The organism is Acidimicrobiia bacterium (assembly GCA_041394025.1).
In the GTDB taxonomy this organism is placed as follows: domain Bacteria; phylum Actinomycetota; class Acidimicrobiia; order IMCC26256; family JAOSJL01; genus JAOSJL01.
This window is the reverse complement of the sequence record JAWKJA010000003.1, coordinates 562,557-578,284: the sequence shown is the minus strand read 5'-3', so window position 1 is coordinate 578,284 and position 15,728 is coordinate 562,557. Positions and strand designations below refer to the sequence as shown.

The window sequence follows — 15,728 nt, the reverse complement described above, 5'->3', positions numbered from 1 at the left end:
AGGATCAGAGGAGTTCATCCCATGTCGAAGGAGAAGTTCGAGCGGACGAAGCCGCATTTGAACATTGGGACGATTGGTCATATCGATCATGGGAAGACGACGTTGACGGCGGCGATCACGAAGGTGTTGGCGGATCAGAATCCTGAGGTGAATTTTTCGCCGTTCGATTCGATCGACAAGGCTCCTGAGGAAAAGGAGCGGGGGATCACGATCTCGATTTCGCATGTGGAGTACGAAACGGAGAATCGTCACTATGCGCATGTGGATTGTCCGGGCCATGCGGATTATGTGAAGAACATGATCACGGGTGCTGCCCAGATGGATGGTGCGATTCTGGTGGTGGCGGCCACGGACGGGCCGATGCCCCAGACCCGTGAGCATGTGTTGTTGGCCCGTCAGGTGGGTGTGCCGTCGATGGTGGTGGCGTTGAACAAGGCCGACATGGTCGATGATCCTGAGATCATGGAGTTGGTGGAGCTCGAGGTGCGTGAGCTTCTTTCCGAGTACGACTTTCCCGGTGATGACATTCCGATTGTTGCGGTGTCTGCGTTGAAGGCTCTGGAGGGTGACGCCGAGGCGGGTGAGCAGGTCTTGGAGTTGATGGCCAAGGTCGATGAGTTCATTCCTGAGCCGACTCGGGATGTCGACAAGCCGTTCTTGATGCCGATCGAGGATGTGTTCACGATCACGGGTCGTGGCACGGTGGTGACGGGTCGTGTGGAGCGTGGGGTGGTGCATGTGAACGACGAGGTGGAGATCGTCGGGATCAAGGACACGCCGAACACGACGGTGACGGGTGTGGAGATGTTCCGAAAGCTTCTCGATGAGGGTCGTGCGGGCGACAACATCGGTGCGTTGTTGCGCGGTACGGGCAAAGACGACGTGGAGCGTGGTCAGGTGCTGGCCAAGCCGGGCAGTATCACGCCGCACACGAAGTTCGAGGCGCAGGTGTATGTGTTGACCAAGGACGAGGGTGGCCGCCACACACCGTTTTTCGGTAACTACCGGCCGCAGTTCTATTTCCGTACGACGGATATCACCGGTTCGATCGAGTTGCCTGAGGGTACCGAGATGGTGATGCCGGGCGACAACACCGAGATGACCGTCGAGTTGATCAACCCGATCGCGATGGAAGAAGGTCTCCTGTTCGCGATCCGTGAAGGTGGCCGCACCGTCGGATCCGGCCGCGTCACCAAGATCATCGAATAGTCATGGCAGCAACGGCAACGGGTCAGAAGATCCGCATCAGGCTCAAGGCCTACGACCACGAGATCATCGACCAGTCGACGAAGAAGATCGTCGAGACGGTCGTGCGTACCCAGGCGAAGGTGCGCGGTCCCGTGCCGTTGCCCACGGAGATCCACCGGTACTGCGTCATCCGCTCACCGCACGTCGACAAGGACAGTCGGGAGCACTTCGAGATGCGCATCCACAAGCGCCTCCTCGACATCGTGGAGCCCACCGGTCAGACCGTCGAGTCGCTCCAGCGCCTCGACCTCCCCGCCGGCGTCGACATCGAGATCAAGATTCAAGAGGTTTAGGGGGGGTCGGCTCCGGCAAGTTCTCCCCGGCGCCTCCGCGGCCTAAGAATGCGGCACAACTCTCCGCGACGGAAGATCCGCTACGGCAGGTCCGCTCCCGCGCCCACGGTGGCTGGTGGCTCCGGGGTATCTGCGGCTTCTCCGCGTGGTGCCTGCCGTCCTCGGTCGGTGATGAGGACCAGGGGTGGGAGGACGAGAAGTGTCGCGGCCCAGCTCAGGAGCATGAGCGACGCCAGGAAGGCACCCACGACCAGGTAGGGGACGAGGGTCGACAGGAACAGCGGCAGGAACCCGACCGCGATCACGAAGGCGTTGCGGGTGAGGGCACGGGCGGGCTCCTCGAAGAACTCCGTCAGTGCCTCCGCCGCCGATCCGGTCGAGTCGTGAAGCTCGCCGTAGCGCTGCACGAAGTGGATGCCGAAGTCGACGCCGATACCGAGAACGAGCGCGGAGAGCACCGCCATCGGCATGTCGTAGTCCTTGCCGATCCAGCCGGCCACGCCGTAGACGACGAGCACGGCCATGAGAACGGGAATCATGGCGAAAACGGCATGGCGTAGTGAGCGGAACAGCACCAGCATCAGGAGGAAGACCACGACGAGGGTGCCCAGGAACGCTTCGAGCATGCCCGTGACCATCTTGTCCTGCCAGACCAGGTTGAGGTAGGTCTCGCCGGCCCACTGCGCGTCGACACCCTCCGGGAGTGGGTTGCTCTCGAGGAACTCGCCCGTTGCGTCGACGACCGACTGCATCGAGGTGTTGTCACCGTCGTTCAGCAGGAGCTGGATGTTCGCCCGCCGGTGGTCGGATGTGACGAGGCTGTCGACACGCTCACCTCCGACCGACGCCGCGGCGACATCGATGCTTGCGTCGACGCTCGCAGCGTCGGGAGCCACCGCGAGAGCCACGTCGACGAACGACGTACTCGTTCCGACGACGTCGATGTCGCTCCAGCGTTCCTGGAGGGCGTCGATCGCTGCGACGGTCGCAGGCGCGGTGAGGTCTCCGGGCTCTTCGGACGTGAGCACCAGGCTCGCGTTGTAGGTGCCGGGGAAGCGGTCGTTCAGCTCCTCGCTGGCGTGGCGGATCTCGGTTCCAGGCTTGAACCACCGCAACGGGTTGTCGTTGACGGTGATGCGCAGGACACCGGGGACGGCGAGCACCGCCACGACCAGGGAACCGAGGAGCAGGCTCCGGGGAGCACGTGTCGTGAGACGTCCGAGCCGGCGCAGCCCCCCGGTCAAGAGCCCGCCGCGGTCCTCGACGTGAGTGGTCAGTAGCTTCGCGAACCGCCGCTCGTCGATGAGCATGACGAAGGCGGGGATGAACACGATCGTGAGCACCCACGCGGCCACCACGCCCAACGCCACGAAGCCGCCGAACACGCGGACGGGCGGGATGGGGGCGAGCATGAGAGAGGCGAAGGCGACCGCCGTCGTCAGCGACGTGTAGGTGAGGGGGAGGAAGAGCTCTGAGTACACGGCGTGGAGCGTGTCGCGCCGGTTCCGGTGGCGGGGGTAGCGGTCGAAGAACTCGCTGAGCACGTGGATGCTGTCGAGGATGGCGATCGGCATGAGGAAGATCGGGATCATCGAGCTCATGATGTGGACGGTGAACCCGGTCCCGATGAGCAGCCCCATGGTCCAGATCACGGCGGCCATCGCCACGGCCATGGCCGCGAGGACGAGGCTGAGCCGCCGGAAGAAGAACAGCATGAGCGCGAAGATGAGCAGGCCCGCCAGGGGAGCGAGAAGCGCCATCTGCACGAACATGTCTCGACCGAACTCGTCTTCGGCGAGGGGGAGGCCGGCGACGAGCACGTCCGCGTCGGACAGGGCGGGATCCTCCGCGGCGAGCCTCTTCACGGCGTCGGCAACGTCCCCGGCGGCGTCCTCACTCTCGAGAGGGACGACGATCCCTATCGCTGTTCCGTCCGGACTGACGATCCGGTCGGCCAGGAGTGGATCGGCTTCGAGTGCCGAGACAGTCGCGGAGACGTCATCGGCGGTGAATGCTGTGTCGGGGAAGTCGACGACCGTGTCGGCGCTCGTGACGCCGGTGGCGTCGACACCGTCGAGACGCTGGATCTCCCCGGTGAGCTCCGCCACGGCGGTGAACACTTCGGGCGTGAGGACACCGTCGTCGTCCACCACGCCGACCACGATCAGGTCTCCGGTCCCGAAATCGTCGCGCAGCTCGGCGTTCCGCACGCGCACGGGGTCGTCGCCGGGCAGCATGTTCTCCGGGTCGGTGTCCGTCTCGATGGACACGGTGAGGATCCCGAACAGGACCGTGAGAGCGAGCACCCCGACGGCGATTCCCACCGGGCGCCTGATGCCGAAATCGACCATGCCCCGCCCGATTCCGGCGAGCGGTCCGCGTCCGGACGCCGGGGGTGCCGGCTCCCGGATCGTGGGGGTGTTGGCGTCCATGGGAGCGACACTGTAGCATCTATTTCGGTATTCATCGAAATAGCGAAATAGGTAGTGGGCACGTGGCAGACGACGACACACGTGGTGAGGCACCCGGATCGGCAGGCGGGGTGGACTGCTCGACCCGGCGCGCCCTCAACGAACAGTTCGCACGCATCGCGAAGGCGACGGCGCACCCCGCACGGCTGGAGCTCCTGGATCTCCTCGCCCAGGGGGAGAGGCCGGTGGACGCCCTGGTGCGGGAGACGGGTCAGCCGACGAGCACCGTGTCGACGCACCTGCGGGTCCTCCGGCAGGCCCGCCTGGTGGAGACCCGTCGGGAGGGGAACCAGATCCACTACCGGCTGGCCGGCGACGAGGTGTCGTGCCTGCTGGCGGCGCTCCGGGCCGTGGCCGCAGCGAACCTCGCCGAGGTTTCCGAGATCTCCCGCGACTTCCTCGAGGAGCGCGACGCACTCGAGCCCGTCCCGGCCGCCGATCTCCTGGAGCGTGTCCGCGACGGCGAGGTGGTCCTCGTCGACGTGCGCCCGGCGACCGAGTACCGCTCGGGCCACATTCCCGACGCCGTGTCGATCCCCCTGGAGGAGCTGGAGGAGAGGATCTCCGAGCTGCCCGCCGGCACCGACATCGTGGCGTACTGCCGGGGGCCCTACTGCGTGCTGGCTGCCGAGGCCGTGGCGATCCTGCGGCGCAAGGGGCGCCGGGCATGCCGGATGGCCGACGGGTTCCCCGAGTGGCGCCTGGCGGGGCACCCCGTGGCGGGCGCCGCACCCTAGGGAACCACCGGTGACGCCGTTTCGACGGAGGGCAGTGGGGCCGCTAGTATCACCTTTCTGCCCACGGGCCCATTCCTCGGCCACGGGGCGAGTACGACCGGACGTTCCGACAACCGAAGTCTGCTCAGGCCGCCCGCGGGCGGAACCGGGCGGCACAACCAGACCACGCTCCGCCGGGGCTCACCTGCTCCGAGCGGAGCGTTCGCGTGAGAAGAAGGAAGTAGGACGGGATGGCAGGCAAGGGGATCCTCGGGCGCAAGCTCGGAATGACCCAGGTCTGGGACGACGAGAACCGGGTGGTGCCCGTCACCGTCATCCAGGCCGGGCCCTGTCGCGTCGTCCAGCTCAAGACCCCCGAGCGTGACGGCTACTCCGCTGTTCAGCTGTCCTTCGGCGACGTGAAGGAGGCGAACATCACGAAGCCCGAGCTCGGTCACCTCGCCGTGGCCGACGCACCTCCTGCCCGTCATCTCGCCGAGCTGCGCGTCGATGACCTCGAGGGGTTCGAGGTGGGCCAGACCGTCGCCGCCGACGTGTTCGAGAGCGGCGATCTCGTCGACGTCTCGGGGATCAGCAAGGGCAAGGGCTTCACCGGCGTCATGGCCCGCCACAACTTCGGGGGACAGCCGGCCAGTCACGGTGCGCACAAGGTCCACCGCAAGCCCGGAGCCGTCGGCGCCTGCGCGACGCCGGCGCGCGTGTTCAAGGGACAGAAGATGCCCGGCCGCCACGGCAACGCCAAGACCACCACCCTCAACCTCGAGGTCGTCGAAGGTGACGCCGAGCGCAACCTCCTGCTCGTGAAGGGATCCGTACCGGGCCCCCGGGGTGCGGTCGTCTTCGTCCGCGACGCCGTCAAGGCGCGCGAGAAGAGTGCGTCGTGAGCCCCGCGCTGAAGCTCGACGTCCGCACGCAGAGCGGAACGACCAAGGGGAGCGTCGAGCTCCCCGAGGCCATCTTCGGTATCGAGCCGAACGAAGCGGTGCTGCACCAGGTGGTCACGGCCCAGCTCGCCGCCGCCCGTGCCGGAACGCACAAGACGAAGACCCGCGCCGAGGTGGCGGGTGGTGGCGCCAAGCCGTGGCGCCAGAAGGGCACCGGCCGTGCCCGCCAGGGCTCCATCCGTGCTCCCCACTGGGAGGGCGGCGGAATCGCCCACGGCCCCCGACCCCGCGACTACGCCCAGCGCACCCCCAAGAAGATGGTGCGCCTGGCGCTGCGCTCCGCGTTGTCCGACCGTGCCGCCGATGGCAGGGTCCTCGTCGTCGACGCCTGGGCCTTCTCCGAGCCCCGGACCAAGGACGCCATCGCCGCTCTCGAGGCGCTGGACCTTCGCGGTGGCGACACCGAGGGCCGTGTCCTGCTCGTTCTCGACCGGACCGACGTCAACACGTGGAAGTCGTTCCGGAACCTCGGCCGCAGGGTGCAGATCGTCGTGCCCGAGGAGCTCAACGCCTACGACATCCTCGCCAACGACTGGCTGGTTTTCTCGCAGGCCACCCTCGACACCACAACAGACCGTCTCTCCGGCACGACCGATCCGGGAGCGTCGTCATGAGCCGTGATCCGCGCACGATCATCCAGGACCCCGTCGTGTCGGAGAAGTCGTACGCGGCCTTCGACCGCGACGTCTACACCTTCAACGTGGCGCCCGACGCCAACAAGGTGGAGATCGCACAGGCCATCGAGGCGATCTTCGGTGTGCGCGTCACGAAGGTCAACACCCTCAACCGGCAGGGCAAGAAGGTCCGCGACCGCCGCACCGGGACGTTCGGGCAGCGCAAGGCACAAAAGCGCGCCATCGTGTCGCTCGCCGAGGGCGACTCCATCGAGATCTTCGGAGGCTGAGGATGCCGCCGCGCAAACGCAAGCCGTCGAGCCCCGGGCGCCGCTTCCAGACGGTGGCTGATTTCTCCGACCTCACGGCGTCCAAGCCCGAGAAGTCGCTCACCAAGCCGAAGAAGAGCACGGGTGGCCGGAACTCCTACGGCCGCATCACGTCGCGCCACCGCGGGGGCGGCCACAAGCGCAAGTATCGCGAGATCGACTTCACGCGCGACAAGGACGGCGTGCCCGCCCGTGTCGCCACCATCGAGTACGACCCCAACCGCAACGCCAGGATCGCGCTGCTCCACTACCGCGACGGCGAGAAGCGCTACATCCTGGCGCCGGTGGGCCTGAAGGTCGACGACGTACTCCAGAACGGGCACGGCGCCGAGATCCGCGTCGGGAACGCGCTCCCTCTTCGCTACATCCCCGTCGGTACCACGGTCCACAACGTGGAGCTCAAGCCCGGCGGCGGCGGCAAGCTGGGTCGGGGCGCCGGCTCGGCCATCCAGCTGGTCGCCAAGGAGGGCAACTGGGCGACCCTGCGGCTCCCCTCGACCGAGATGCGCCGTGTCCCGATCGACGCACGCGGCACGGTCGGTCAGGTCGGGAACGTCGACGCCGAGCTCATCTCCGTCGGCAAGGCCGGACGCAGCCGCTGGAAGGGAAAGCGGCCGCAGTCCCGCGGTGTCGTGATGAACCCTGTCGACCACCCCCTCGGTGGCGGAGAGGGCAAGAGCTCCGGTGGACGGCATCCGGTGTCGCCCTGGGGAAAGCCCGAAGGGCGCACCCGCAAGAAGAACAAGAAGTCGAACGAGCAGATCGTGCGACGCCGCCGCGGACGCGGTTCACGGAGGTAGGACATGCCGCGCAGTCTGAAGAAGGGACCCTTCATCGACGAGCACCTCGCCAGGAAGGTCGCGGCGATGAACGAGTCGGGCGACAAGAAGGTCATCAAGACGTGGTCACGTCGTTCCACGCTGTCACCCGACATGGTCGGTCACACGTTGGCGGTCCACGACGGCCGCAAGCACGTACCCGTCTACGTCACCGAGTCGATGGTGGGTCACAAGCTGGGCGAGTTCGCGCCCACACGGATCTTCCGGGTTCACTCCGGTGCCGACAGTGCCGGCTGATGGCTGAAGCGACCGCACGCGCCCGTCTCCGCTACCTGCGGACGTCACCGTCCAAGGTGCGACAGGTCCTCGACCTCATCCGGGGCGAGGACGTCGACAGCGCGCGCGACATCCTCGGGCGCACCGACCGTGGTGCCACCGAACCCGTCCTCAAGCTGCTCGACTCCGCTGTCGCCAATGCCGAGGACAAGCTGGCGGTTCCCGAAGAGGAGCTCACGATCGAAGCGGCGTACGCCGACGAGGGGCCCATCCTCAAGCGGTGGCGCCCACGTGCGCGTGGCCGGGCGACCCGTGTCAACAAGCGGACGTCCCACGTCACGATCGTGCTGGCCCGCCTCTCCGAGGACGATCTGGCCCGCAAGTCGGAATCCGACAGCGCCGAGGGTGCGGCCCGCCGACGCTCCCTGCGCCGTCGCCGGGTCGAGGCTGCCCGGGCCGAGGAGGCCGCGGCCGACACGGACGAGGCTGCCGACGACACGACCGAAGAAGAGACCGACGAAGTCACCGAAGACGACACCGGCGACGACGTCGTCGACACGACAGAGTCCGAGGACGAGTCCGCGGACGGGGGCGAGTAGCACATGGGTCAGAAGGTCAACCCCTACGGGTTCCGCCTTGGCGTCACCACCGACTGGAAGTCGCGCTGGTTCGCCGACGGCGACGAGTACACCGACCAGCTCATCGAGGACTGGAAGATCCGCGACTTCCTCACGACCGAGCTCCCGCACGCTGCGGTGAGCCGCATCGAGATCGAGCGCACCCGCGACCGCCTCCGCGTCGACGTCTACACGGCGCGTCCCGGCATCGTGATCGGTCGGCGGGGCTCGGAGGCCGACCGCCTCCGGGCCGGGCTCCTGAAGATCACGGGCAATCCCACGATCCACTTCAACATCCAGGAGATCAAGCAGCCCGAGCTCGACGCCACGCTGATCGCACAGGGTGTGGCCGATCAGCTCGCCGGCCGTGTGTCGTTCCGCCGTGCGATGAAGCGCGCGGTGCAGACGGCGATGAAGGCCGGCGCTCTCGGCGTCCGCGTCCAGTGCAGCGGTCGCCTGGGTGGCGCCGAGATGTCGCGTACCGAGTGGTACCGCGAGGGGCGGGTGCCGCTTCACACACTTCGCGCCGACATCGACTACGGGCTCGCTGAGGCCCGCACCACGCAGGGTCGGATCGGCTGCAAGGTCTGGATCTACAAGGGCGACATCCTCCCCTACAAGTCGGCGTCGGAGGACAAGATCACCAGGGAAGCCGCCATGGCCGTGGGCGAGACGTCGGGGCAGACCCCGGGCCGCAAGATCGTCACCGCAGGTGGCGGCAAGCGTCGGCCGGCTGCCGAGGAGGTCTCGGAGGAGCAGGTCGCCGCGTCCGACGAGGAGCCGGGAGAGGCGGCACCTCTCGTCAAGGAGGCCGACCCCGAGCTCGAGAAGCTCCTCGCCGAAGAGGAGGAGATCGAGCGCCGCACCCGCGAGCACCACGAAGCCCCCCACTTCAGGAACGAAGAATGACATCTTCGACGTGTGACTCTGCCTGGGCTCCTCTTCCCATGGTCGCCCTCACTCGCCTCCGGGGATACCCCTCCGGCGCCCTCCGGGACGTTCGGGACTCCGGCTCGCTCGACTTCGCTCGCTCGCGCGCATGTACGAGGAGGTCGTAACCCGTGCTAATGCCGAAGAAGACCAAGCACCGCAAGCAGCAGCGCGGGCGCATGAAGGGAGTCGCCAAGGGCGGCACGAAGGTGTCGTACGGCGACTACGGGATCCAGGCACTCGAGCCCTGCTGGCTCACGAACCGTCAGATCGAGGCCGCCCGTATCGCGATGACCCGTTTCATCAAGCGTGGAGGGAAGGTCTGGATCAACGTCTTCCCCGACAAGCCCGTCACCGAGAAGCCGGCCGAGACGCGCATGGGCTCGGGGAAGGGCAACCCGGAGAACTGGGTGGCCGTCGTGAAGCCGGGCCGTGTTCTCTTCGAGCTCGCCGGTGTCGACGAGGCGACCGCCCGGGAGGCAATGAGGCTGGCGCAGCACAAGCTGCCGATCAAGAGCCGATTCGTCGTGCGTCAGGATGAGGCGTGATGGCGACCGCGAGCGAGCTCCGCGAGTTGGGCGACGACGATCTGGTTCAGCAGTTGGCCGAGGCCGGTGAGGAGCTGTTCAACCTGCGCTTCCAGAACGCCACCGGGCAACTCGACAGCTATTCCCGTTTGAAGCAGGTTCGACGCGACGTGGCCCGGATCAGGACCGTGCTGCGTGAGCGTGAGATCGAGGCCGCCGAGGCACTCGTCGAGGAGCAGACCGATGGCTGAGTCGGAATCCACCACCGAGCAGAGCGACGACAGGTCGTCTCGAAAGATCCGTGAGGGAATCGTGGTGTCCACCAGGATGGACAAGACCGCGGTCGTGGCGGTCACGAGCCGCGTGCGTCACCGGCGCTACCGCAAGACGATGCAGCGCACGAGTCGGCTGCAGGCCCACGACGAGACCAATGATGCGAACGAGGGTGACCGCGTGCGCGTCGCCGAGACGCGCCCGTTGTCGAAGAACAAGCGCTGGCGGATCGTCGAAGTGCTCGAACGGGCACGCTGACGGTCCCGGAGAGAACGACACACCCATGATCCAGCAGGAGAGCAGGCTCAAGGTCGCCGACAACTCCGGTGCCCGCGAGGTCCTGTGCATCAAGGTGCTCGGAGGAACACGGCGCCGCTACGCGGGTATCGGCGACGAGTTCGTCGCGACCGTGAAGGACGCCGTACCCGGAGCCGCCGTCAAGAAGGGCGAGGTGGTGCGGTGCGTGGTCGTTCGTACCCGCAAGGAACGCCGCCGTTCCGACGGCAGCTACATCCGTTTCGACGAGAACGCGGCCGTGCTCATCAACGAGCAGCGCCAGCCGCGTGGCACCCGCATCTTCGGCCCCGTCGGGCGCGAGCTACGCGATCGTCGGTTCATGCGGATCATCTCGCTCGCCCCGGAGGTCATCTGACATGAAGATCAAGAAGGGCGATCAGGTCGAGGTCCTGGCCGGCAAGGACGTCGGCCGGCGAGGCGAGGTCATGGACGTGATCCCGGGTAAGGAACGCGTCATCGTCGACGGGATCAACGTCGCCAAGCGACACCAGGCGGCCACCCGCGCCACGATGCAGGGCGGCATCATCGACAAGGACATGCCGATCCACGTGTCGAATGTCGCCATCGTGTGCGACTCGTGCGGGGCGCCGACGCGTGTCGGCTACCGCTTCGACCCCGACGGCGCCAAGTTCCGGATCTGTCGCAAGTGTGGCGCAGACCTGCCCGACAACGACAAGAGAGGTGCCTGATGGTCGATACAGCCCCGGCACCGCGCCTGCGCGAGCGCTACCGCGACGAGATCCGGCCTGCACTCCAGACAGAACTCGGTCTCGGGAACATCATGGAGGTTCCGCGCCTCGAGAAGATCGTCCTCAACTGCGGCGTGGGCCTGGCCACCGACAACAAGGCCCTCCTCGACGGGGCGGTCACCGACCTCGGCGTGATCACGGGCCAGAAGCCCCAGGTCACCCGGGCGAAGCAGTCGATCGCGAGCTTCAAGCTCCGTCAGGGGAACGCGATCGGTGCCCGCGTCACGTTGCGCGGCGCGCGGATGTGGGAGTTCTTCGACCGCCTCGTGAGTCTGGCGATCCCACGGATCCGCGACTTCCGGGGCATGAAGACCCGTTCCTTCGACGGTGCGGGCAACTACACGTTCGGTGTCACCGAGCAGTTGATCTTTCCCGAGATCGACTACGACTCGATCGACGCCGTGCGGGGAATGGACATCACCATCGTCACGACGGCTCGGACGAACGATGAAGGACGGGCGCTGCTCGCAGCACTCGGCTTCCCGTTCGCCCGCCAGGACGCGTAGAGGTAGAGATGGCGAAGAGAGCACTGGTCAACAAGCAGCAGCGCAAACCCAAGTTCGAGGTCCGTCGGTACACGCGGTGTCGCCGGTGCGGGCGCGCGCGTGCGGTGTACCGCAAGTTCGGGCTGTGTCGTATCTGCCTGCGCGAGCTCGCGCATGCGGGCGAGGTGCCCGGGCTGACCAAGGCGTCGTGGTGAGGAGGGGCCTGCTGTGTCGATGACCGATCCCATTGCAGATATGCTCACCCGCGTCCGCAACGCCAACCTCCGCCAGCACGATGATGTGTCGATGCCGTCGTCGAAGGTGAAGGTGGCGTTGGCCGACGTGCTCCAGAAGGCCGGCTATGTGAACGGCTACACCGTCGAGGACGAGCCCGGGCGCCCGAGCAAGATCCTCACGATCGAGCTCAAGTACGACGACGAGCGCCGGCGGACGATCTCGGGTATTCGCCGCGTCTCGAAGCCCGGCCTGCGTGTCTACTCCAAGGCACACGAGGTCCCTCGTGTCCTGGGCGGGATGGGGATCGCCGTGCTGTCCACGAGCGTCGGGCTCCTCACCGACGGCGAGGCGCGCAAGCGCAACGTCGGCGGCGAGGTCCTGTGCCAGGTCTGGTAGGTCTCCCATGAGCAGAGTCGGACAAGCACCCATCACCGTTCCCGACGGCGTCGACGTCACGATCGCCGGCGCACACGTCACCGCCAAGGGGTCGAACGGCACGCTCGAGCACGACGTGCCCCGAGGGATCACAGTCACCCTCGACGACGGCACGATCACCGTCGAGCGGGGTAGCGACGAGCGCTCGCAACGCGCGCTCCACGGTCTCACGCGCTCGCTGATCGCCAACATGGTCGAAGGTGTGTCGACGGGCTTCTCCCGGGAACTCCAGATCCAGGGTGTCGGCTACCGCGCCCAGTCGAAGGGGACGTCGGTCGAGCTCCAGGTCGGTTACTCCCATCCCGTGGTCTTCGAGGCGCCCGAGGGCATCACCATCGAGGTCCCCGAGCCCACGCAGGTGATCGTCAAGGGGGCCGACAAGCAGTTGGTTGGCCAGGTCGCCGCCGACATCAGGAAGGTCCGCACGCCCGAGCCCTACAAGGGCAAGGGAATCCGCTACGTCGACGAGCACGTCCGCCGGAAGGCCGGGAAGGCCGCCGTCGGTTCGGGTGCCTGAGGGGTCAGCCATGCGACGCGACAAGGCCGCAGGACGGGACCGGCGTCACCGCCGGGTCCGCAAGAAGATCCGGGGAACCGCCGAGCGTCCGCGCCTGTCGGTGTACCGGTCGAACAAGCACATCTACGCCCAGCTGATCGACGATCTGGACGGCCGAACCCTTGCGGCGGCGTCCACCGTCGAGCCGGGGCTGCGCGACGATGCCACGGGCACGGTGGATGCCGCCCGCAAGGTCGGCGCGCTGATCGGTGAGCGGGGCAGGGACGCCGGAGTGACCCGGGTCGTGTTCGACCGCGGGGGTTTCAAGTACCACGGCCGGATCGCGGGGGTGGCCGACGCCGCTCGCGACGCCGGTCTCGAGTTCTGAGCAGGGAGCAGTCATGGCCGAGGGCCAGTTCGAAGAACGAGTGATCGACATCAACAGGGTCGCCAAGGTCGTCAAGGGCGGACGGCGGTTCTCGTTCACCGCGCTCGTCGTCGTGGGCGACGGAAACGGCTCGGTCGGTCTCGGCTACGGCAAGGCCAAGGAGGTGCCTGCCGCCATCCAGAAGGGGATGGAGGAGGCCAAGAAGAACGTGTTCAAGCCGGCTCTGGCCGGTTCGACGGTCACGCACCAGGTGATGGGCCGCCACGACGCCGCTCGCGTGCTCATCAAGCCCGCGGCCCCCGGGACCGGCGTCATCGCCGGCGGCGCCGCCCGTCACATCCTCGAGGCGGCCGGTATCAACGACGTGCTCGCCAAGTCGCTCGGCTCGGCCAACGCCGTCAACGTGTCCCGAGCGACCATCCAGGGCCTGAAGGACCTGCGCGACCCCGACGAAGTCGCCAAGCTCCGCGGGCTCTCCCCCGAAGAGGTGTCGACACCCGGTCTCCTGCGGGCGTTCCGTGAGCGCCAGCGGGGTCCGGCGCCCGAGCCCACAGAGGTGACGTGATGGCAACCGTGCGTGTCACCCTCACCCGTTCCACCATCGGGACCAAGCCCAAGCAGCGGGGCACCCTTCGCGCACTCGGGCTCCGTACGATCAACCAGACGGTGGAGCACACAGACGGCCCGGCTCTGCGCGGCATGATCGACAAGGTTTCGCACCTCGTGAACGTCGAGGACGGCACCAGTGAGGACGCAACGTCATGAAGATCCATGATCTGAAGCCGCCGGAAGGCTCGAAGAAGCCGGCGCGTCGTGTCGGTCGCGGGATCGCGGGCAAGGGAGGCAAGACGGCCGGCCGCGGTTCCAAGGGTCAGCGGGCCCGTAACACCGTGAAGCCCGGCTTCGAGGGTGGGCAGACGCCGCTCGTTCGTCGTACGCCCAAGCTCAAGGGCTTCAACAACCCGTTTCGCGTCGAGTACGCGGTCGTCAACCTCGACACGTTGAGCGATTTCGCGACCGGGAGCGAGGTCACACCCGAGACGTTGCGCGAGCGTGGCCTCGTCGCCAAGCGTGGGCTCGTGAAAGTCCTCGCCCGCGGTGAGGTCTCCGCCGCGCTCGTCGTGAAGGCCCACGCCTACTCCCGGGCGGCTCGCGACGCGATCGAGGCCGCCGGCGGCAGCGTGGAGATCCTTCCTCCGCCGTGGGGCGATCGCCGCCCGCCCGCACAGGGCAACGCCCTGACCAATCGGTAGACTCGGGCACCGCCCGGCCAGGAGGCTCATCGCCCGTGCTTCAGCTCGGACGCCTTCGCAACATGTTCCGCGTTCCGGATCTGCGGACGAAGATCCTCTTCGTCTTCCTGATCGTCGCGATCTACCGTCTGGGCTCCCACATCCCGGTTCCCTACATCGACTTCGACGCCATCCGGTCGTTTCAGGACGAAGCTTCGCAGTCGGGGGTCCTGGGCCTGCTCAACCTCTTCTCCGGCGGGGCGCTCACCAACGTGTCGGTGTTCGCGCTCGGGATCATGCCCTACATCACGGCATCCATCATCATGCAGCTACTCGGTGTCGTCATCCCGAAGCTCGAGGAGTGGCAGAACGAGGGCCAGACAGGTCAGAAGAAGATCACGCAGTGGACCCGCTACCTCACGGTCGGCCTCGCCATCATGCAGTCCACGGCGCTGGCGTTCGCGTTCAAGAGCGGTACGTCGTCCGGGATCCTGAGCAGCGCAGGGTTGCCCCAGGGCATCAATCTCTTCCCCAGCTTCAACACGCCGCGCGCCCTCTTCTTCATCCTCACGCTCACCGCGGGCACCGCGCTCATCATGTGGCTGGGTGAGCTCATCACCCAGCGCGGGATCGGCAACGGGATGTCGATCATCATCTTCGCCTCTGTCATCTCCGCCCTGCCCGCGATGGGTCAGTCGGTGCTCCAGAACAAGGGGGAGTTCCAGCTGGCGATCGTGCTTCTCATCGGCGTCGCGATGGTCGTGGCGATCGTCTTCGTGGAATCGGGACAGCGAAGGATCCCCGTCCAGTTCGCCAAGCGCGTCGTGGGTCGCCGCATGTACGGCGGGCAGAGCACCTACATCCCGTTGAAGGTGAACCAGTCGGGTGTGATCCCGGTGATCTTCGCCAGCTCCATCCTGTTCTTCCCGGCGCTCATCGCCCCGATGCTCCCCGACGGCATCGCCGAGTGGATCAACGACAACCTCACACAGCCGCAGGGCTTCTTCTACATCGCCACCTTCACGCTCCTGATCATCTTCTTCGCCTACTTCTACACGGCGATCGCGTTCAACCCTCAGCAGCAGGCCGACATCATCCGCAAGCAAGGCGGCTTCATCCCCGGCATCCGGCCCGGGCCACCCACGGAGCGGTACCTGGCCAAGACCCTCAACCGCATCACGCTGCCCGGCTCACTCTTCCTCGCGGCCATCGCCCTCGCCCCGTTGCTCTACTTCTCGCTGGCCAACCTCCCGAGCGGCGCCGCGTTCGGTGGAACGTCGTTGCTCATCACCGTGGGCGTCGCCCTCGAGACGATGAAACAGATCGACAGTCAGCTGATGATGCGCAACTACGAGGGCTTCCTGAGTTGAT

The 15,728-nt window shown here is 66.8% G+C and carries 25 protein-coding genes; 24 read left to right on the top strand and 1 reads right to left on the bottom strand.

Features of this window, described 5'->3' with window-relative positions:
* Window positions 1-21 precede the first annotated feature (21 nt).
* Both tuf and rpsJ read left to right on the top strand, forming a co-directional pair.
* Window positions 22-1,209 carry an elongation factor Tu gene (gene tuf, locus R3A49_10165; protein MEZ5171096.1) on the top strand — a complete coding sequence of 396 codons (1,188 nt, stop codon included), beginning with the start codon at window positions 22-24 and terminating at the stop codon, window positions 1,207-1,209.
* A 2-nt stretch (window positions 1,210-1,211) separates the two neighbouring features.
* Window positions 1,212-1,541 carry a 30S ribosomal protein S10 gene (rpsJ, locus tag R3A49_10160; GenBank protein MEZ5171095.1) on the top strand — a complete coding sequence of 110 codons (330 nt, stop codon included), beginning with the start codon at window positions 1,212-1,214 and terminating at the stop codon, window positions 1,539-1,541.
* Window positions 1,542-1,621: 80 nt separating this feature from the next.
* On the opposite strand, the gene R3A49_10155 is transcribed toward rpsJ, so the two are convergent.
* The gene (locus tag R3A49_10155; protein MEZ5171094.1) at window positions 1,622-3,973 is read right to left on the bottom strand and encodes an efflux RND transporter permease subunit; all 2,352 of its coding nucleotides are present in this window, start codon (window positions 3,971-3,973) and stop codon (window positions 1,622-1,624) included.
* Window positions 3,974-4,083: 110 nt separating this feature from the next.
* On the opposite strand from R3A49_10155, the gene R3A49_10150 reads away from it, so the two are divergent.
* The 22 genes from R3A49_10150 to secY all read left to right on the top strand — a co-directional run bounded on the left by R3A49_10150 (window position 4,084) and on the right by secY (window position 15,727).
* Window positions 4,084-4,749, top strand: coding sequence for a metalloregulator ArsR/SmtB family transcription factor (locus R3A49_10150; protein ID MEZ5171093.1), 666 nt, complete (start codon window positions 4,084-4,086; stop codon window positions 4,747-4,749).
* A gap of 230 nt (window positions 4,750-4,979) precedes the next feature.
* A complete protein-coding gene (gene rplC / locus R3A49_10145) occupies window positions 4,980-5,633 on the top strand; it encodes a 50S ribosomal protein L3 (protein MEZ5171092.1) in 654 nt (217 codons plus the stop codon).
* A complete protein-coding gene (rplD, locus tag R3A49_10140; protein ID MEZ5171091.1) occupies window positions 5,630-6,307 on the top strand; it encodes a 50S ribosomal protein L4 in 678 nt (225 codons plus the stop codon). The genes rplC and rplD overlap by 4 nt, the downstream gene beginning before the upstream one ends.
* Window positions 6,304-6,597, top strand: a complete 294-nt coding sequence (gene rplW / locus R3A49_10135; protein MEZ5171090.1) for a 50S ribosomal protein L23 — start codon at window positions 6,304-6,306, stop codon at window positions 6,595-6,597. The genes rplD and rplW overlap by 4 nt, the downstream gene beginning before the upstream one ends.
* A 2-nt stretch (window positions 6,598-6,599) precedes the next feature.
* Window positions 6,600-7,436: a 50S ribosomal protein L2 gene (gene rplB / locus R3A49_10130; GenBank protein MEZ5171089.1), complete on the top strand. Its 837-nt coding sequence runs from the start codon at window positions 6,600-6,602 to the stop codon at window positions 7,434-7,436.
* Window positions 7,437-7,439: 3 nt separating this feature from the next.
* Window positions 7,440-7,712, top strand: coding sequence for a 30S ribosomal protein S19 (gene rpsS, locus R3A49_10125; GenBank protein ID MEZ5171088.1), 273 nt, complete (start codon window positions 7,440-7,442; stop codon window positions 7,710-7,712).
* Window positions 7,712-8,290 (top strand): 50S ribosomal protein L22, encoded by a 579-nt coding sequence (gene rplV / locus R3A49_10120; protein MEZ5171087.1) that lies wholly within the window; start codon window positions 7,712-7,714, stop codon window positions 8,288-8,290. Before rpsS ends, rplV begins: the two co-directional genes overlap by 1 nt.
* 3 nt (window positions 8,291-8,293) lie before the next feature.
* Complete coding sequence (gene rpsC, locus R3A49_10115) at window positions 8,294-9,217, top strand: 30S ribosomal protein S3 (protein MEZ5171086.1); 924 nt, start codon at window positions 8,294-8,296, stop codon at window positions 9,215-9,217.
* Between the two features lie 152 nt (window positions 9,218-9,369).
* A complete protein-coding gene (rplP, locus tag R3A49_10110; GenBank protein MEZ5171085.1) occupies window positions 9,370-9,786 on the top strand; it encodes a 50S ribosomal protein L16 in 417 nt (138 codons plus the stop codon).
* On the top strand, window positions 9,786-10,016 hold the full coding sequence (rpmC, locus tag R3A49_10105) for a 50S ribosomal protein L29 (GenBank protein MEZ5171084.1): 231 nt from the start codon (window positions 9,786-9,788) through the stop codon (window positions 10,014-10,016). Before rplP ends, rpmC begins: the two co-directional genes overlap by 1 nt.
* Complete coding sequence (rpsQ, locus tag R3A49_10100) at window positions 10,009-10,296, top strand: 30S ribosomal protein S17 (GenBank protein ID MEZ5171083.1); 288 nt, start codon at window positions 10,009-10,011, stop codon at window positions 10,294-10,296. Before rpmC ends, rpsQ begins: the two co-directional genes overlap by 8 nt.
* Window positions 10,297-10,321: 25 nt before the next feature.
* Window positions 10,322-10,690 (top strand): 50S ribosomal protein L14, encoded by a 369-nt coding sequence (gene rplN, locus R3A49_10095; protein ID MEZ5171082.1) that lies wholly within the window; start codon window positions 10,322-10,324, stop codon window positions 10,688-10,690.
* Window position 10,691: 1 nt separating this feature from the next.
* Complete coding sequence (gene rplX / locus R3A49_10090) at window positions 10,692-11,024, top strand: 50S ribosomal protein L24 (GenBank protein MEZ5171081.1); 333 nt, start codon at window positions 10,692-10,694, stop codon at window positions 11,022-11,024.
* Window positions 11,024-11,590 carry a 50S ribosomal protein L5 gene (gene rplE / locus R3A49_10085; GenBank protein MEZ5171080.1) on the top strand — a complete coding sequence of 189 codons (567 nt, stop codon included), beginning with the start codon at window positions 11,024-11,026 and terminating at the stop codon, window positions 11,588-11,590. Before rplX ends, rplE begins: the two co-directional genes overlap by 1 nt.
* Before the next feature lie 8 nt (window positions 11,591-11,598).
* Window positions 11,599-11,784, top strand: a complete 186-nt coding sequence (locus tag R3A49_10080; GenBank protein ID MEZ5171079.1) for a type Z 30S ribosomal protein S14 — start codon at window positions 11,599-11,601, stop codon at window positions 11,782-11,784.
* A 13-nt stretch (window positions 11,785-11,797) separates the two neighbouring features.
* Window positions 11,798-12,202, top strand: coding sequence for a 30S ribosomal protein S8 (gene rpsH, locus R3A49_10075; protein MEZ5171078.1), 405 nt, complete (start codon window positions 11,798-11,800; stop codon window positions 12,200-12,202).
* Window positions 12,203-12,209: 7 nt separating this feature from the next.
* Window positions 12,210-12,758, top strand: a complete 549-nt coding sequence (gene rplF / locus R3A49_10070; GenBank protein MEZ5171077.1) for a 50S ribosomal protein L6 — start codon at window positions 12,210-12,212, stop codon at window positions 12,756-12,758.
* A gap of 10 nt (window positions 12,759-12,768) precedes the next feature.
* Window positions 12,769-13,125, top strand: coding sequence for a 50S ribosomal protein L18 (rplR, locus tag R3A49_10065; GenBank protein ID MEZ5171076.1), 357 nt, complete (start codon window positions 12,769-12,771; stop codon window positions 13,123-13,125).
* Window positions 13,126-13,138: 13 nt separating this feature from the next.
* The gene (gene rpsE, locus R3A49_10060; GenBank protein ID MEZ5171075.1) at window positions 13,139-13,690 is read left to right on the top strand and encodes a 30S ribosomal protein S5; all 552 of its coding nucleotides are present in this window, start codon (window positions 13,139-13,141) and stop codon (window positions 13,688-13,690) included.
* Window positions 13,690-13,890: a 50S ribosomal protein L30 gene (rpmD, locus tag R3A49_10055; GenBank protein ID MEZ5171074.1), complete on the top strand. Its 201-nt coding sequence runs from the start codon at window positions 13,690-13,692 to the stop codon at window positions 13,888-13,890. Before rpsE ends, rpmD begins: the two co-directional genes overlap by 1 nt.
* A complete protein-coding gene (gene rplO / locus R3A49_10050) occupies window positions 13,887-14,378 on the top strand; it encodes a 50S ribosomal protein L15 (protein MEZ5171073.1) in 492 nt (163 codons plus the stop codon). The genes rpmD and rplO overlap by 4 nt, the downstream gene beginning before the upstream one ends.
* A gap of 35 nt (window positions 14,379-14,413) precedes the next feature.
* Window positions 14,414-15,727 carry a preprotein translocase subunit SecY gene (secY, locus tag R3A49_10045; GenBank protein MEZ5171072.1) on the top strand — a complete coding sequence of 438 codons (1,314 nt, stop codon included), beginning with the start codon at window positions 14,414-14,416 and terminating at the stop codon, window positions 15,725-15,727.
* Window position 15,728 lies beyond the last annotated feature (1 nt).

Bases quoted from the DNA above. Each gene is read 5' to 3' on its own strand.
- tuf (MEZ5171096.1), top strand. From the start codon at position 22: ATGTCGAAGGAGAAGTTCGAGCGGACGAAGCCGCATTTGAACATTGGG.
- rpsJ (MEZ5171095.1), top strand. From the start codon at position 1,212: ATGGCAGCAACGGCAACGGGTCAGAAGATCCGCATCAGGCTCAAGGCC.
- R3A49_10155 (MEZ5171094.1), bottom strand. From the start codon at position 3,973: ATGGACGCCAACACCCCCACGATCCGGGAGCCGGCACCCCCGGCGTCC.
- rplC (MEZ5171092.1), top strand. From the start codon at position 4,980: ATGGCAGGCAAGGGGATCCTCGGGCGCAAGCTCGGAATGACCCAGGTC.
- rplW (MEZ5171090.1), top strand. From the start codon at position 6,304: ATGAGCCGTGATCCGCGCACGATCATCCAGGACCCCGTCGTGTCGGAG.
- rplB (MEZ5171089.1), top strand. From the start codon at position 6,600: ATGCCGCCGCGCAAACGCAAGCCGTCGAGCCCCGGGCGCCGCTTCCAG.
- rpsS (MEZ5171088.1), top strand. From the start codon at position 7,440: ATGCCGCGCAGTCTGAAGAAGGGACCCTTCATCGACGAGCACCTCGCC.
- rplV (MEZ5171087.1), top strand. From the start codon at position 7,712: ATGGCTGAAGCGACCGCACGCGCCCGTCTCCGCTACCTGCGGACGTCA.
- rpsC (MEZ5171086.1), top strand. From the start codon at position 8,294: ATGGGTCAGAAGGTCAACCCCTACGGGTTCCGCCTTGGCGTCACCACC.
- rpmC (MEZ5171084.1), top strand. From the start codon at position 9,786: ATGGCGACCGCGAGCGAGCTCCGCGAGTTGGGCGACGACGATCTGGTT.
- rpsQ (MEZ5171083.1), top strand. From the start codon at position 10,009: ATGGCTGAGTCGGAATCCACCACCGAGCAGAGCGACGACAGGTCGTCT.
- rplN (MEZ5171082.1), top strand. From the start codon at position 10,322: ATGATCCAGCAGGAGAGCAGGCTCAAGGTCGCCGACAACTCCGGTGCC.
- rplX (MEZ5171081.1), top strand. From the start codon at position 10,692: ATGAAGATCAAGAAGGGCGATCAGGTCGAGGTCCTGGCCGGCAAGGAC.
- rplE (MEZ5171080.1), top strand. From the start codon at position 11,024: ATGGTCGATACAGCCCCGGCACCGCGCCTGCGCGAGCGCTACCGCGAC.
- R3A49_10080 (MEZ5171079.1), top strand. From the start codon at position 11,599: ATGGCGAAGAGAGCACTGGTCAACAAGCAGCAGCGCAAACCCAAGTTC.
- rplF (MEZ5171077.1), top strand. From the start codon at position 12,210: ATGAGCAGAGTCGGACAAGCACCCATCACCGTTCCCGACGGCGTCGAC.
- rplR (MEZ5171076.1), top strand. From the start codon at position 12,769: ATGCGACGCGACAAGGCCGCAGGACGGGACCGGCGTCACCGCCGGGTC.
- rpsE (MEZ5171075.1), top strand. From the start codon at position 13,139: ATGGCCGAGGGCCAGTTCGAAGAACGAGTGATCGACATCAACAGGGTC.
- rpmD (MEZ5171074.1), top strand. From the start codon at position 13,690: ATGGCAACCGTGCGTGTCACCCTCACCCGTTCCACCATCGGGACCAAG.
- rplO (MEZ5171073.1), top strand. From the start codon at position 13,887: ATGAAGATCCATGATCTGAAGCCGCCGGAAGGCTCGAAGAAGCCGGCG.